At 72.2% G+C, this 15,313-nt stretch carries 15 protein-coding genes; 6 read left to right on the top strand and 9 right to left on the bottom strand.

What is annotated here, in order from left to right:
* Positions 1-149 precede the first annotated feature (149 nt).
* Entirely contained in the window at positions 150-1,085 is a 936-nt protein-coding gene (locus tag OYE22_RS00265; protein WP_277318456.1) for a class I SAM-dependent methyltransferase, read from the top strand.
* A gap of 163 nt (positions 1,086-1,248) precedes the next feature.
* Positions 1,249-2,121 (top strand): polysaccharide deacetylase family protein, encoded by an 873-nt coding sequence (locus tag OYE22_RS00260; RefSeq protein ID WP_277318455.1) that lies wholly within the window; start codon positions 1,249-1,251, stop codon positions 2,119-2,121.
* Between the two features lie 210 nt (positions 2,122-2,331).
* Here the strand turns inward: OYE22_RS00260 and OYE22_RS00255 are convergent, their stop codons facing one another.
* Complete coding sequence (locus OYE22_RS00255; RefSeq protein ID WP_277318454.1) at positions 2,332-4,623, bottom strand: glycosyl hydrolase family 18 protein; 2,292 nt, start codon at positions 4,621-4,623, stop codon at positions 2,332-2,334.
* A 1,293-nt stretch (positions 4,624-5,916) separates the two neighbouring features.
* Between OYE22_RS00255 and OYE22_RS00250 the strand changes: the two genes are divergently transcribed.
* Positions 5,917-7,002, top strand: a complete 1,086-nt coding sequence (locus OYE22_RS00250; protein ID WP_277318453.1) for a helix-turn-helix transcriptional regulator — start codon at positions 5,917-5,919, stop codon at positions 7,000-7,002.
* The gene (locus tag OYE22_RS00245; protein ID WP_277318452.1) at positions 6,999-7,463 is read left to right on the top strand and encodes a hypothetical protein; all 465 of its coding nucleotides are present in this window, start codon (positions 6,999-7,001) and stop codon (positions 7,461-7,463) included. Before OYE22_RS00250 ends, OYE22_RS00245 begins: the two co-directional genes overlap by 4 nt.
* 17 nt (positions 7,464-7,480) lie before the next feature.
* Here OYE22_RS00245 and OYE22_RS00240 read toward each other — a convergent pair whose 3' ends face one another.
* The 7 genes from OYE22_RS00240 to OYE22_RS00210 form a co-directional block, all read right to left on the bottom strand.
* A complete protein-coding gene (locus tag OYE22_RS00240) occupies positions 7,481-8,479 on the bottom strand; it encodes a helix-turn-helix domain-containing protein (RefSeq protein WP_277318451.1) in 999 nt (332 codons plus the stop codon).
* Positions 8,480-8,711: 232 nt separating this feature from the next.
* Positions 8,712-9,446 (bottom strand): SDR family NAD(P)-dependent oxidoreductase, encoded by a 735-nt coding sequence (locus OYE22_RS00235; protein WP_277318450.1) that lies wholly within the window; start codon positions 9,444-9,446, stop codon positions 8,712-8,714.
* Complete coding sequence (locus OYE22_RS00230) at positions 9,443-10,543, bottom strand: 2,3-butanediol dehydrogenase (protein ID WP_277318449.1); 1,101 nt, start codon at positions 10,541-10,543, stop codon at positions 9,443-9,445. The genes OYE22_RS00235 and OYE22_RS00230 overlap by 4 nt, the downstream gene beginning before the upstream one ends.
* Positions 10,540-11,865 (bottom strand): MFS transporter, encoded by a 1,326-nt coding sequence (locus OYE22_RS00225; RefSeq protein ID WP_277318448.1) that lies wholly within the window; start codon positions 11,863-11,865, stop codon positions 10,540-10,542. Before OYE22_RS00225 ends, OYE22_RS00230 begins: the two co-directional genes overlap by 4 nt.
* 31 nt (positions 11,866-11,896) lie before the next feature.
* Positions 11,897-12,430: a 2,4'-dihydroxyacetophenone dioxygenase family protein gene (locus tag OYE22_RS00220; protein ID WP_277318447.1), complete on the bottom strand. Its 534-nt coding sequence runs from the start codon at positions 12,428-12,430 to the stop codon at positions 11,897-11,899.
* A gap of 231 nt (positions 12,431-12,661) precedes the next feature.
* Positions 12,662-13,339 carry a hypothetical protein gene (locus OYE22_RS00215; protein WP_277318446.1) on the bottom strand — a complete coding sequence of 226 codons (678 nt, stop codon included), beginning with the start codon at positions 13,337-13,339 and terminating at the stop codon, positions 12,662-12,664.
* Entirely contained in the window at positions 13,336-13,677 is a 342-nt protein-coding gene (locus OYE22_RS00210; RefSeq protein WP_277318445.1) for a helix-turn-helix transcriptional regulator, read from the bottom strand. The genes OYE22_RS00215 and OYE22_RS00210 overlap by 4 nt, the downstream gene beginning before the upstream one ends.
* An 89-nt stretch (positions 13,678-13,766) precedes the next feature.
* Here OYE22_RS00210 and OYE22_RS00205 point away from each other — a divergent pair, with 89 nt between their 5' ends.
* Positions 13,767-14,279 (top strand): hypothetical protein, encoded by a 513-nt coding sequence (locus tag OYE22_RS00205; protein ID WP_277318444.1) that lies wholly within the window; start codon positions 13,767-13,769, stop codon positions 14,277-14,279.
* A gap of 5 nt (positions 14,280-14,284) precedes the next feature.
* On the top strand, positions 14,285-14,569 hold the full coding sequence (locus tag OYE22_RS00200) for a hypothetical protein (protein ID WP_277318443.1): 285 nt from the start codon (positions 14,285-14,287) through the stop codon (positions 14,567-14,569).
* 95 nt (positions 14,570-14,664) lie between these two features.
* On the opposite strand, the gene OYE22_RS00195 is transcribed toward OYE22_RS00200, so the two are convergent.
* Positions 14,665-15,258: a TetR/AcrR family transcriptional regulator gene (locus OYE22_RS00195; protein WP_277318442.1), complete on the bottom strand. Its 594-nt coding sequence runs from the start codon at positions 15,256-15,258 to the stop codon at positions 14,665-14,667.
* Between the last annotated feature and the right edge of the window lie 55 nt (positions 15,259-15,313).

Raw genomic sequence — 15,313 nt, 5'->3', positions numbered from 1 at the left:
CCCCCGTACGACGCAGCGCCAGCCGGGCCAGCCCCCGCGCGTCCACCGGGCCCCGGCGACTTCGAGCCCGCCCCCGAGCCCACCGCCCCCGCCGTACGCCGCCCGCCACCGGGCCCGCACGCCGCGCCACCGCAACCAGCATCCCCGCGTTGAAGGGACTCACGACGGCCATGGCCGACCACGACGCCGCACCCGACGCCGACACCACCGCCCCCGCGACCACCACCCCCGACCAGCCCGCCGCGCCGACCCCCGACGAGGTCGGCGCGATGTACGACGAGTTCGGCGACATGCTCGCCATGACGCTCGGCGGGGCCGCCGTCCACGTGGGCATGTTGGTACCGCACGACACACCCGTCCGCCGGCCCTCGCTGGTCGACCTGGCCGACCTCGCGCAGGACCGGCAGACGGACTTCTACATCGACACCCTCGATGCCGCCGGCGCCACCGCCCTGCTCGACATCGGCTGCGGCACCGGCGGGCCGGCCGTGCGCCTGGCCCAGCGCACCGGCGCGCGCGTCACGGGAATCACCGTCAGCCAACGACAACTGGCCCAGGGCAGAGAGCGGGCGAGCGCCGCGAACCTGAGTGAGCGGGTCACGTTCGAACGCGGCAACGCCATGGACCTGACGTACGCCGACGCCTCGTTCGACGCCGCCTGGTCCATCGACTGCTTCGCCCACCTCTCCGACCGACCGGCCGGCCTGCGCGAGGCACGGCGCGTGATCCGCCCGGGCGGGCGCTTCCTGCTCACCGAGTTCACCCGCCGCGGCACGCCCCCGGCCGACGAGGAGGCCGCCTTCACCCGGCTGTGGGCCAGCCCGCCCCCGACGACGTTCAGCACCCTGCTCACCGAGGTGGAGGAGGCGGGTTACGAGGTCCTCAAGGTGGAGGACATGACGCCGAACTCCGTGCTCGCCGGCGAGTTGATGTGCCTCCTCTACCAGGACCGGCGCACGGAACTCGAAGAGCGGTACGGCAAGGAACTGATGGACCAGACGGACGCGCTCATCGGCCCCTACCGTCGCTTCTGTCGTACCTACCTGGAGCACCACATGCTCGTGCTGCGCACCCCCGAGGCGTGAGGCCACCCGCCCACCGAGTGGGCCGGCCGGCCACGACACGGCCGGCCCGCGTCCGGCACGATCTCGCCGCGCGGCCCCCGCCGGGAGCGCCGGGCCGTCACGGGCCGCCGGTCTCTACCCTGGACGGCGTACCGGCCCCGACCACGTGGTGAGGCGAGCGCTGATGGACCACGAGCCCTACGACTACAGCCCCATCGTCGACCGTGAGCCGATCCGCTGGCCGGCGGGCGCCCGCGTCGCCTTCTACGTCGGCCTGAACGTCGAGCACTATCCCGTGGACCGCTCCGGGCTCAGCATCGTGCCCCACACCGTGGGCCTGTCTCCCGACCCGCCCAACCACGGCTGGCGCGACTACGGGCCACGGGTGGGCATCTGGCGCATGATGGACTGCCTCGACCAGCTCGGCCTGCGCGCCAGCGTCATGCTGAACTCCGACGTCTGCGCGCGCTATCCGCGGATCGTCGAGGCCGGCCGGGCCCGGGACTGGGCATGGGTCGCGCACGGCAAGGACAACTCCCGCTACCAGGCCGACATGGAGCCCGACGTGGAGCTGGCCTACGTGCGCGAGATCGTCGACACCATCGAGCGGGCCACGGGACGCCGGCCACGCGGCTGGTTGGGCCCGGCGCTCACCGAGACCTTCCACACCCCGTACGTGCTGGCCGAACTGGGACTGGACTACGTCCTCGACTGGGCCAACGACGACCAGCCGTACTGGCTGAACGTGCCGGGGATGATGAGCGTCCCCTATCCCATCGAGGTCAACGACATCACCCTGTTCGTCGGCAAGAGCCTGAGCGGCCCGGAGTTCGTGCGGATCGTCAGGGACCAGCTCGACCAGCTCTACGCCGAGTCGGCGACCAGCGGGCGAGTGATGTCGCTGGCCCTGCACCCCTTCGTGGCCAACCAGCCCTTCCGCCACAGGTACGTGGCCCAGGCGTTGGAGTACGTCGCACGCCACCCGGGCGTCTGGCTGACGACCACCGACGAGATCGCCGCCCACTACGCACGCCACCACGCGCCCGGCCCGGCCTGACCCCGGGCCCGGCTCCGGTGCGGTCGGCCGGGGCCCGGGACGCGCCGGAGCGCGACGGACGCCAACCGGCCCGGCCGCGCGTGCGCGCGACCGGGCCGGCCTCCTGCCGAGCGGGACCCACCCGCTCCCGCGAGGGCGGTCCCGCGCGCTACTGGTGCGCGCACGCGGGCTCGCCCTCGGAGGCGTGCGGCGGGCCGGAGCCCGCCGTCGCTACTGCAGTCCCTTGTCGATGGCGGACATGAGACTGCCGTTGGGAGTGTCACCCGACATCTCCCAGATCATGGCCCCCAGCAGGTTCTTCGACTTCATCCAGGCGGTCTTCTTCTGGATCGACCAGGCGTCGTCGAAGGACCACCACTGGCCGCCCGGCCCCGTGTAGCCATAGGTGGAGATGGACTGTTCGTCGTGGTAGACGGTCATGTTGGGCACGCTGGCCAACATGTTCTGGTAGCCGCGTATACCGGCCTCCTCGGCGAACTGCCCCGGCGCCGCGCCGTTCGCCGACTGCCACTCACCCTTCTTCCCGCCGTCGGCCACGCCCTGCCAGCCACGGCCGTAGAACGGGAAGCCGATAGTGAGCTTGCGTGGGTTGACCCCGGCATCGGTGTAGATCTTGAGGGCGCTCTCGATGCTGAAGTGCGTCGGGTAGGGGTCGTCGGTGTCGGTGTAGAGGTTGCCCTGGTGGCCGGTGCGGTTGGGCTCCCAGGAGTTGTCGCTGCCCGAGCCGTGGAAGTCGTAGCCCTGGATGTTGGCGAAGTCCAGGTAGTTGAAGATCTTCGACAGGTCCCAGCCCTGCTCGACCTTGACCGGGTCGGCAGGCGTGAACGCGGTCAGCAGCTTGCGCTCGCCGCCAGTGGCGTCGAGCTGCTTGCGGAACTCGGCGAGCAGCGCCGTCAGGTTGTCCTTGTCCTTGGCGCTGTAGTGGTTGCCCGGGTGGCCGTCGGGCGAGCCGGGCCACTCCCAGTCCAGGTCGATGCCGTCGAAGACGCCGGCACCCGTGCCCGGGCCGCCCGCGCCGTTGTAGGCGGGCAGGTCACCCTTGATCCACACGTCGATGCAGGACTTGACCAGCTTCTCCCGCGACTCCGGGGTGGCCGCCGCGTCCGAGAAGAACTTCGAGAACGTCCAACCGCCAAGGGAAACCAGGACCTTGAGGTGCGGATGCTTGGCCTTGAGCTTCTTGATCTGGTTGAAGTTGCCGCGCAGCTTGCCCCAGCCGTCGTCGGCAACGCCGTCCACCGACTGGGCGGCCGACATGGGCCGGGCGTAGTCGGCGTCCGCGTCCCCGGCGCCGGTGCCCTGGTCCGGGTCCTGCGGGTTGCTGGTGGTCCCCTTGGTGACCCCGGCCATGCAGGTCAGGTTCTTCGGGTCGAGGTTCTCGAAGGCGTAGTTGATGACGTCCAGCTTGGCGGCGGCGCCCGAGGTGTCCAGGTTCTTGACGAAGTACTGGCGCCCGTAGATGCCCCACTGGACGAAGTAGCCGACGTTCAGGTGCTTGCCCGAGCCGGCCAGGTCGTCGGTGGTGACCTTCACGGCGCCGGAGGCGGGGGAGGAGTTCTCCGCCGCGTCGCGGGCCTTGACGGTGAAGGTGTACTCGGTGACGGGGGACAGGCCGCTGATCACCGCCGTCGTGGTGTCGGCGGCGACGGTCTTGGCCAGCGTGCCGTCCCGGTAGACGTCGTACGCGGCGACGCCGACGTTGTCCGTCGCCTTCTCCCAGGCCAGGCTGACCGTGGAGGCGGTCTTGGCGGTGGAGCGCAGCCCGCCCGGGGCCGTCGGCGGGGTCGGGTCGGTGGCCGGGTCCACGGTGGTGGCGCTGACCGGCGCGCTGAGCGGGCTGAGGTTGCCCCGCGTGTCCTTGGCCCGCACCGCGAACTGGTACGTGGTGGCCGGGGTGAGCCCGGTGATCGTCGCGGACGTGGTGTCCGTCGTGGCCACCGTGGCCCCGTCGCTGACCACCTCGTAGGACTTCACGGGGTAGTCACCCGCCGTGGCGGCGGTCCAGTTCAGCGAGATGCTGCGGGCCGTGGCGGTGGTGACCTTGGGGGTGCCGGGCGTGGTCGGCGGCACGTCCGGGGTGCCGTCGCACTTGTCGCCGTTGATGGTGCACGTCGTCGGCGCCTTCGCCGGCCCGTTGCCGATGAACCAGTAACTGAACGGGTCGCTCGTGCCGCCGGCCCTGACGGTGCCGTTGTAGTGGGCGTTCTTGACCGACACGTGGTTGCCGGTGACGGTGGCGTCGCCGTAGTAGTGTCCGTTGGTCGTCGTGCCCGCCGGCAGGTCGAACTCCAACTGCCAGCCGGTCACGTCGGTTGAGCCGCTGTTGTGCAGCGTGTAAGTACCCTTCCACCAGGAGCCGTTGTCCTGGATGGAGAAGGTCGCGGTCAGCTTTCCGGCCGCCTGGGCAGAGCTCGACAGGCCCGTCAACAGGGCGAGTGGCAGGAGGAGTGCGGTGAGCAGAGCCGCGGCTCTGCCCCTGAATCTGCGGTGGTGTCGAAACATGGCTCTCTCCCTGTGGGGGGTTGTACAGGGGAAGTGCGGAACCGTGCACGCGTGCGCATCACCTGGGGGCCGTGGTGCGCGGAGACTGGGGCTCGGCGGCCAGGAGCAGTCGTACGGTAAATGGTCTGGACCAAGCCGTCAACGGTTCGCGACGCGCCGGCGCCGACCGGCCGCGCGGATGGACTCCGGGCCCACGAGGCCGCCGGGCGGCGGTAGTTGCCGCGCCCCGCGCCCGGATTTCCACCCCGTCTTTGCGCGCTCTGTCGGCCCCGCTCGGGTGGACGGACCGGGCGGGTTGGGGTAGCCGGGTCAGCCTCGCGAGGCCCACGGCCGCGACCGCGCCGTCGATACGCCGAGCCGCCGACCACGGCGGTCGCACGCGCGTCGTGGCGGTCGCGCGAGCCGTCGGCCGTGCGGGCGTCGCTCGGTCGTTCCCGTCCGATACCGGCCCGTCGCCCGGCAGAGCGGCACCCGGCCGACCTGGGGAAGCGTGGCCTGGCCCGGCGGGGTGTGGGACAGGCACGAACCCGGTGAGTCAGGGGCTTCCTTGCGCGGAGCGGGGCGGTCGGGCGCGCGCTGAGGCGCGCGAGGGGCGAAGCCTGCGTCCGGGGCGGACCGTTTCGGAGGGCAAGGGTGAACGGTTTTGATCGAGTGCGATCGAGGCGGTTTCGAGTTTTGCAGAAGCGAATATTCGAGAACCGCAAGCGGCCCATTAACGGACCGTAGTGATGGTGATCGTATGAGTGAACGGGTAGCGTCGCGCACGCCACGGAGGTCCCGGCCCGGCGCCAACCATAAACCGGGACCGTCCGCTGTCAACTGACCCATACGATCGGGGAGGGCGCGATGCCTCCTGACCATGTCCGCGACCAGGTCGCGATCAGCGACCGCCCGCGGGAGTCCGAAATTAGCATCCCGCACGGCCGGGGGATCGAAACCCGCGAATGGCTTGACGCCCTTGGCAACAAGCGCGAACTACCGTCCCCTGTAGCCCTCTTGGCGCGCCTCGTGTCACGGCGACTCGCTGACGCGGACGGCGGGGCGGTCGCTCGCGATCCCCGGCCGACGCCCGCCGAGCGCCGCCGGCTCCCGCGCCACCGGCGCCTTCGTGTCTCCCGTCCGCCCCGGCCGTCCGTCGCTCGTTGTTGACAGCCGCGCGAACCGCGTCGGTGTGGCCACCACGCGTCCCCTCGCGCGGCCCCGGCCAGCCGGAAATTTCCACCCCGCGACACGGGAAACTCCCCGTTTCCGTACCGGATTTCCTCCCGCACACCCCCGAAAGGGCGACTCGACATGACCACGAAGGCGTCGGGCAGCAGCCTGCCCTGTCCCAACCCCGGCTGCCCCAACATCGTTGACCAGAGCGCCGGCGTCGGCCGCCCGCGCCAGTACTGCAGCCAGGCGTGCGGCCGTGCCTATCGCAAACTCCGCAGCAGCCAGCCGGAGACCGCCGAGATCGACGACTACGCCGTACAGGTCGCCGAACAGGCGGCCCACCACCTGCAGGACATCGTCCGGCTGGTGCGCGACGGCCAGGCCCTGAACGTCCTGGAGAAGATCACGGAGAGTCAGCTGATCACGAGCGATCTGACCGCGGCCGTCGTCCAGCAGGCCCGCGCCCGCAAGCACAAGGCCGCCGACATCGCCGGCGCGATGAGCATCAGCGTCGACAAGCTCAGCCGTGACTACTCCGCCGAGGCGTGCGCCCGGCGCCAGGACCGCCGGCAGCTCAAGGCCGCACCCAGCGCCCCCCGCCCTCGCAAGCCCCCCTCGCCGCGGGGGAAGCCGGGCGGCAGGGGGCGTGCCGGCGGGGCTGACGGACGCGCCGGATTAGCCGCACCGGACGACCCCGGAACCACGCTGGCCAACGCCCTGGCCCACCTGCACCGCGCCAGCGGCAAGACCCTGCGCGTCGCCGGCGGGGAGAGCCACGTCACCGCCTCGTACCTGTGCCGCGTCCTGGCCGGCGAGCGCCTGCCGTCGTGGACGGTCACCCACCGGCTCGGGCTGGCCTACGGCGCCGACCCGGCGGCCCTGCGCCCCCTGTGGGAGGCGGCGCGCGGCTACGAGATGACGGCGCCGCCCACCCTGCACGCCGCGCTGCGCGGCCTCCACCTCTCCGCTGCCTGCCCGACCTACTCCGCCATCCGCACGCTCAGCCGCGACGGCCTCTCCGTGGCGGACATCCGTGGCATGCTGGACGGCTCCCGGGTGCCCGAATGGGAGCGGGTGGGCCAACTGGTCGAGGCGCTGCGCGGGCGCGCGGAGACCATCCGCCCCCTGTGGCACACGGCCAAGCTCACCGCCGACGCCGGCCGCCCCCCGCACGCGCCCGCGTCCACCGCCCCGCACCGACTGCCGGCCCAGGCGTTCGGGTGACCGTGTCCGCGTCCTGGTGCCCCGCCCGCCGCGCGCGAGGGGCCGTGGTCTTCGAGGGCTTCCGCACCCTGTACGCGGGCCCCTACCTCGCGTACGCCCGCGTGCACCTGGGGCCACGACGTGGCCCGGACGCCGTGGACCGGACCTTCGGCGCGCTCGTACGTCACTGGTTGAAGGTCGTCGGCAGCAGCAACCCGGCGGTGGCCGCCTGGGAGCAGTTGGTCACGCACACCGGCAGCCGCCTCCGGCCGCTGCCGCTGGCTGCGCGCTCGCCCCTGGAGTACGACGCGGTCGTGCTGCACCACCTCCTCGGCTACAGCGTCGCGCGGACCGCCGACATCACCGGCCACCACCCCAGCAAGATCGGCTACCTGGCCCGCACCCGCCCCTCGGTAGCCGCACGCCTGGCGCGGCCCACCGTCGGACCGGTGCCCGACGAGCTGCCACCCGGCGATCCCTGACCCGGCGGGGCCGCGGGTCAGCCCCTGCGCCGTGGCCGCAGGGCGGCGGGGTCGGGGGCCGGGCGCGCGTCTCCGGGCGTGTGCCCGAAGTGGTCCCGGAAGACCCGGGTGAAGTGCGCCTGACTCGCGAAGCCCCACTGGTGGGCGACGTCGGCGACCGTCAGGTGGCGGGACCGAGGGTCGGCGAGCTGCTCGCGGGCCCGCGCCAGCCGCTGTTCCAGGATGTACCGCGACGGGCTGACCCCCGTCGTGGCGAAGATGCGGCTCAGGTGGCGGGTGGAGACCCCGACCGCGTCGGCGACGTGCTCGGCGCACAGTCGCGGGTCGCTCAGGTGGCGGGTGACGTACTCCTTGGCCACCATCAACTGCGACGGCCTGGCCGGCGCCAGGCCCTGGCCGTCGATACGGGGCGCGGCCAGCGACCTGACCAGGTCCAACACGGTGGCCTCGGCGCTCACCGGGTCGCCGCTCCCGCGCCCGGCGGTCCAGTCGGTCAGGACCGAGCGCAGCGTGGAGACCAGCGCCCCCTCGGTCGCCGACCCCCGGCCGAACAGGAGCGGCGTCGCCACCCCGCCGGCGGCGCAGTGCTCGCTGAACGTCCGGCTGGGAATGTCCACCAGGAGTTGCCGCATGGTGGAGGGGAAACCGAACAGGTACGACTGGCGCGTGTCGTAGAGCACCAGGTCACCGGCGCGCACGCTGAGACAGCCACCCGCGTGGAAGAAGACGGCCTGCCCCGCGGTGAGGAGGGTGGCGAACACCGAGTCCTTCGGCAGCGCGCGACACGTGCGCGGGGTGCGCTCTATCACGTGCTCGTTGCCGGCGATGTCGGCGAGCCGCAGGCCGCGCAACTGGACGTTGGTCTGCGAGGCCAGCAGTCCCTGCTCGGAGTAGGGGGAGCAGGTCAGGCCGACGAGGGCCTTGCGGTTGTACTCCTCCCAGAAGTCGACCCGGTCGGCGGGGTCGACGCACCGCGTGGAGACGTGGGAGGCCGCGGGGGCGGCGGGTGTGGTCATCTGAGCCTCCTTGCCGGTGGGCGTACCCGTGGCGGGGAAAGGTATCGGCATCCGCTGGGTTGCGCTACGGCTGGGGGCCCGACCAGGGGCTGGCTCGTCGTGGGGGAGGGCGGGCGGCCCCGGCAGACGCGGGCGCGTGGCACCCGTCTATGCCACGGCCCGGCGTCAGCGTGCCGATGGGCGCAGCGTACCTCCGTGTGCCCGGCGACCGAAGGGGTGAGTGGGGTCGGGGTCAGACGGCCAGGTAGCCCCCGTCCACCGGGACGACGGCCCCGTTGACGTACGTCGCGGCCGGCGAGCACAGGAAGGCGATGGCCGCCGCGATCTCGGCCGGCCGGCCCAGTCGGCCGAGCGGGACCCGGGCCAGCACCGAGCGGGTGGCGGCCGGGTCGTCGAGGATGCCCCGGGCCAGCGAGGTGGTGACGAAGCCGGGGGCCACCGCGTTGACGCGGATGCCGTCGGCCGCGTACTCGGCCGCCAGCGACCGGGTCAACTGGGCGATGCCACCCTTGCTCGCGCTGTACGCCGGCCGGTCGCGGCTGCCGAAGAAGCCGAACATCGACGAGACGGTGACGATGCTGCCGCCGCCCCGGGCCAGCACGGGCCGCGCCGCCTGGCAGGCCACCATCGTGGCGGTGAGGTTGACCGCCAGTACGTGTTCCCAGCTCGCCGGCTCGTACTCGGCCCGGTCCCGGCTCAGGCCGGCACAGGTGACCAGGTGGTCGAGCGGGCCGGCCTGGGTGATCTGGTGGGTGAGCCCGGCGTGGTTGGTGACGTCGAGTTCGGTGACCGTCACCCGGGGGTGTCGGGGCAACTCCTCGCTCTGGACCGGCGGCAGGCCGAGCGCGTGCACCTCGGCGCCGAGCTCCGCGAGCAGGGTGGCCGTCGCGGCGCCGATGCCGGAGGTCCCTCCGGTGATCACGACGGTGTGTCCGGCGAAGGCGTCGGGGGCGAAACCAGTGGTCACCGGGTGGCCTCCGCTCGGTGGGTGGTTGGCGCGGTGGCGACCGGGCCCGGTGTGGGGTCCACCAGCACCTTGATCTGCTCGCTTCCGCCCAGCAGCGCCTCGAAACCCTGGTCCACCACGTCCCGGAGGGCCACCGTCGAGGTGACCACGGGCCGCAGGTCCACGCCCTCGTCGGCGACGAGCCGGATCAGCTCCGGGTAGGTGTCGCGGTAGCCGACGGTGGAGATGATCGACTGCTCGTTGTTGACGAGGGCGAAGGCGTCGAGGCGCACCTGCTGGGCCAGCCCGACCAGGACCACCCGCCCGCCGCGCCGGGTCGCCCCCAGACAGGTGTCCAGGGCGGCCTGGGAGCCCACCGCCTCGAACGCCACGTCGACCCCCTCGCCGCCGGTCAGTCCACGGACCGCCGCCACCGCGTCGGCCCCGCCCGAGGCGTCCACCAGGTCGGTGGCGCCGAGCCGGGCCGCGATCTCCAACCGGGCCGGTGCGACGTCCACGGCGATGATCCGGGTGGCGCCGCGCCGCGCGGCGAGCAGGACGGCCAGCAGGCCGATGGGCCCGAGCCCGACGACCGCGAGCGTCCCGTGCAGGGGTTCGGCGCGCCGCAGCGCGTGCAGGGCGACCGAGGCCGGCTCGAACAACGCGGCCTGTTCCAGCGGTACGCCGGCGGGCAGTCGGTGCGCCATGTAGCGCGGGACCGCCGCGTACTCGGCCAGCCCGCCGTGCCCCATCAGGCCGGCGAAGCCGAAGTGGCGGCAGATGTGGTAGTCACCGGCCTGACAGCGCGGGCAGGTGCCGCAGCGGTAGTTCGGCTCGATGGCCACCGGGTCGCCCACGGCGAGATCGGCGACCGAGGACCCGAGCGCGGCCACGGTCCCGCAGAACTCGTGCCCCAGGACCAGAGGCGCCGTGACCCCCGAGGCCGGGTGTGGGGTGGTGGTCGGGATGGCGTGCGGCCCGTTCGCGTACTCATGCAGGTCGCTGCCGCAGATCCCGCAGTACGCCACCCGTACCAAAACCTCGTCGGGCCCGGGGGTGGGCACGTCGGTCTCCGCTACGCGCACGTCGCGGGCTCCGTGCCAGACGGCGGCCTTCATCGGGTTGCTCCTGCCTTGGTCGGGGTGGGGGCGGCGGTGCGCTCGGCCCGGCGTCGCAGGACCCTCGGGGCGGTCTCGCGCAGGCCGAAGGCGAGCAGGACGACGGCGACGGCGCCACCGGCGGAGATGTACATGGCCGTCTCCAACCCCCAGGTGTCGGAGGCCCAGCCGGCGGCCAGCGGGGCGAGGACGCCACCGGTCAACTCGCCGACGCCCATGACCAGGCCGAGCGCGGTGGCCAGCGCACCCCGGGGTACGGTCTCGGCGGGAATGGTGGCCATGATGAGGGTGAAGCAGCCAAGACCGGTGTACGTGAGGACGATGACGCCCCCGAGCAGTACCGGGTTGTCCACGTACACCACCGCGAGCGGGCACAGCACGGCGACCGAGGTGAAGGCGATCATGGTGGTGCGGCGGCCGATGCGGTCCGAGATCGCCGGAGTGAGGAACCCCCACAGCACCCAGGCGACGCCGAAGCAGGTCATCACGGCACTCATGGTGCCGGAGGAGAAGCCCTTCTCGTCCTTGAGGTAGACGGGGGTGAAGGTGATGATGACGACGAACCAGGTGAGGTAGCAGCAGGCCGCGAGCGTGCACAGGACGATGTTGCGGTGCGCCCACACCTCCCGCAGCGGCGTCGAGGCGCCGGCGGCCGCGGCCGCGACCCTGCCCCTGTCCGGGCCGCGCTCCACCCCCGGCGGCACCTCACGCACCGACCTGGCCATCCAGGCAGCGATGAGCAGACCGGGCACGATGGTCAGGAGCAGGACCGTGCGCCAGCCGAACTGTTCGGCCACCCACACCACCACCAGCGGGGCGGCGATCCCACCCAGCAGGCCGGCGGCCGAGCCCTGCAACAAACCCATGTTCAGGCCGCGGCGGTGTTCCTGGGACGCCTCCACCATCAGGGACTGGGACAGGGGCAGCACCGCCCCCTCCGCCACTCCCATCAGCGCCCGGGCGGCGAGCAACCCGAAGAACCCGGTCATCAACCCGCCCGCCGCGGAGAAGACGGAGAAGAGGACGACGGCGCCGATCAGCAGCGGCTTGCGCCGCCCCAGCCGGTCCGAGACGCGTCCGATGACCATCCCGGACAGCGCCCAGGTGAACGCCAACGCGCCGGAGAGCACGCCGAGTTCGGTGTTGGACAGGTCGAAGTCGTCGTCGATGAACGGTGCGAGGAAGGACAGTGCCTGACGGTCGAAGAAGACGAATCCGAAGGCCAGGAAGAGGATCAGCAACAGCCGGTTCTCGTACGCGAGCGCCGCGTCGCTGACGGGGGCCGGTGGCGGCGTACTGGGCTGGGTGGGTGGCTCGGTCATGGGGACCTCGGGTCGGTGCGATGGGCCAAGGTCAGCGGAACAGGGAGTTGACGTAGTCGGCGCCGATGCCCACCTTCTCGTAGTGCTCGCGACACATCTCGATGTAGTCGTGGACGTCGAAGTAGCCGGCCGTCTCGCCGTTCTCGTCGAGCCAGATCAGCGGTCCCTTGACGATGAAGAACGTCTTCATCGGCTCGCCGCTGTCGTACGCCACCAGGGTGTGCCCCTCGCCCGGCGCCTCGTAGACGAAGTCGCCCGCGCTCGCCGTCCAGGGCCGCTCCAGGTAGCCCCACTTTCCGGAGATCGTGTACGCGAACACCTCGTGCGGGTGGTAGTGGCGATTGACCAGCCCCGCCTCCTTGGCGCGCAGGATGTCGGCCCAGGAGTTGTCCTTGACGTTGATCCACAGCGGGCGCGAGCCCACGGTCTCGGTGAACGGCACGTAGTACCGGTCGTCGTCGGTGGCCACCTGGGAGAGGTAGACCTCGGGCAGGGCGTCGGGCTTGAAGGAGTTCTGGATCGGCTTGAGGGTCTTCCAGAACTCGCTGTTGGCTGCCTCGGGCATCGTCGGGCTCCCTTGCGTTGGTAGGTGGCCGCAGTGAACCCCGGGGCGCCGACGCGCGTCTTTCCCAGGGCGGACGTCGCGCTTTGCCCGTTTCGGACACGCCCCGCCCACAGAGACGGCGCCCGGCGCGCCCCCGCGAGCCAGCCCCGCGCGCCAGGGACCGCCGACCGGATCGGTCAGCGGTCCCTGGCGCGCGGGCGTACGGCTCGTGAGGTGGCGGCGGCCGTGGACCTACGGGCCGGCGAGGGTGACGCGGGCGCACTCACGACAGGCGCGCGCCGAGGCGGCGATCCGGGTGTGGAAGGCGATGGTCACGACGCCCGCGAGGGTGCTCAGCGGCCAGTTCGTCGCGAGGACCGAGGCCAGCGTGAGGGTGAGCGCGCTGACGGCGAGGGCGACCGCGGCCGTCGTGCCCGTCCAGGCGACAAGCAGCGGCAGTTGGTGCGGGGTGGGCAGCCAGCGCGCGAGTGCGCCGGTGGCGGCCAGCGCCGCCCCCGCGAGGAAGGCGGCCGACGCCGCGATGCCCCCCAGATGCGCCACGAACAACTGGACCAGATCGGGTAGTTGATGACCCGTCGAGCCGTCCCACGTCTCCGCCAGATGCCAGCACAGGAACAGGAAGGGGACGATCAGCATCACCGCACGGGCGGTGTGCCGGGCCTGGGCGATGGTGAGTTCGCGCTGGAAGCTCGGGGCGATCTCGGCGACCGTGCCGAACTCGCGCACCGCCTGCCGCGCGGCATGGTGGTCCGGCTCGCGCCCGTGCGACAGGTCCCGGGCCGCGTCGATGAGGCCCTCGCGCAGGTCCATCACCATCCGGGACTTGACCCGGACGGGGCCGTGCAGCGCGGCCGACAGGTCCGCGACGTGGGCCTCGATGGGGTCCGCCTCGGTGGTGGGCGCGCTCATGTCGCCTGGCCGGGCCGGGGTGCCGGCTCCAACACGGCGCCGATCGCCGTCGTGAACTCGCGCCACACCGACCGCTCGGCCGCCAGGCTGCGCCGGCCGGCGTCGGTCAACTCGTAACACCGCCGCCGCCGTTCGCCTTCGGACTCCCAGACGCTGCGCAGCAGTCCGAGCCGCTCCAGCTTGTTCAACGCCGGGTAGATCGTGCCCTTGCGCAGCTCCAGAACCCCGTTGCTGCGTTCCTGTACCGCGGTGATGACCGCGTATCCGTGCAGCGGGCCGGATTCCAGTACGGACAGCAAGAGCCCGTCCAGATGCCCGCGTACCGCGCTCGCCTTCATGGTTAGGCAGCCTACCCAAAGGGCGCGCGAACGTGCTACCTATAGTTCGACAGCCAACCTATTGGCAGCCAACCCAGAAGGGCTTCGCGGTGACGAAATTCCTGCTGTCCGTGCACGTCTTGGCGGCGATCCTGGCGATCGGACCGATCACGGTCGCGGCCTCGATGTTCCCCCGCTACGTCCGCTCCCCAGCGGCCGACGGCGACGGCTCGGACGACGCCCGGACGGCGGCGCTCCTGCACCGCGTGTGTCGCGGGTACACCGTCGTCGGCATAGCGGTCCCGGTCTTCGGGGTGGCCACGGGAGCCCAACTCGGCGTGCTCACGGACGCCTGGCTGCTGACCTCGATCGTGCTGACCGCCGCCGCGGCCGCGCTGCTGTTGCTGGCGATCCTGCCCGGACAGCAGCGCCTGCTCGCCCAGCCGGCGGGCGCGGCCCTGGGTGGGCACGCGGGTGCGGACGCGAACCCGGGCGCCGGTGTCGCGGAGGCGGCCCGCTCGGCCGCCGCGCGCCTGGCCATGGTCACGGGCACGTTCAACCTGCTGTGGGCGGTGGTCGTCGTCCTGATGATCGTGCGTCCCGGCTCCACGACGGGGGCCTGAGCATCGTGCGCGCACTCCGCATCGCGGCCGCGGTCGAAGCCGTATCCCTGGTCTTCCTGCTGGTCAACGTCTTCACCGTGCACGTCGGCGTGATCACCTCGCTCGGTGGCCCGACGCACGGAACGGCCTACCTGGTCATCATCGTCATCGCCTGGCGCACCCCGCCGGCCCTGGCCCCGGGCGCCCGCCCGCGCGCCCTCGTCCCCGGCATCGGCGGGTTGCTCGTACTGCGGCGCATGCGCCAGGGGGCGCCGGCGACCCGGCGGCCCCGCCTCGCCAGGGAGGAGTGAGGCGCGGAGCACGCGCCGGCCCGACGCGTCCGACCACGTCGTCCCCGACTCCGCGCCCTCGGCGCCCCGGAGTCGGGGACGGGTGTGTGCCCGGGCTACTGGTGCAGGGCGATGAGCCGCGCGAGGTGTTTGCCCGCGATCTGCAGCGGCTCCTTGCTCTGGGCGACCTGGGCGGCCAGCTCGGCGCCCTCCAGCGTGCTGATCACGGTGTGGGCCAGGTCGTGCGCGTCGCTCTCGCTCATCCCGGAGGCGCGCAACCTGTCGTGCACCAGTCCGCGCCAGCGGGCGAACGCCTGCGCCGCGGCCGTCTGGATGTCGGGGGCGCGGCCGGCCGTGCCGAGCGAGGTCGTGGTGATGGGGCAGCCGTCCACCCACCGTGAGGCGTGCAGGCCGTCGGCGAGTTCGTGACACAGGTCGGCGATGGCCCGCGCGGTGTCCTCCTCGCGCTCCAGCGCGTCGCGCAGCACCTCGAAGAACTCCTGGTCACCGTGGTGGATGGCGGCGACGGCCAGCTCCTGCTTGCCGCCGGGGAAGAAGTGGTACACGGAGCCGAGCGTGGCCCGCGCCTCCTGGGCGATCTGCTTGATCCCGGTGCCGTCGTAACCCTGTCGCTGCATCAGCAGGGACGCCGCGCGAACGATGCGGGTGCGGGTGTCGGGGGTGGCCTCGGTGTTCGTCTCCGTGTTCACGCGGGCCAGCCTATCGGATAGAGCGTTCGTTCCAGCGGTGTGCTACGTTGCGTCG

This window comes from Streptomyces sp. 71268 (assembly GCF_029392895.1).
In the GTDB taxonomy this organism is placed as follows: domain Bacteria; phylum Actinomycetota; class Actinomycetes; order Streptomycetales; family Streptomycetaceae; genus Streptomyces.
This window is presented reverse-complemented; position numbering and strand designations above follow the sequence as displayed.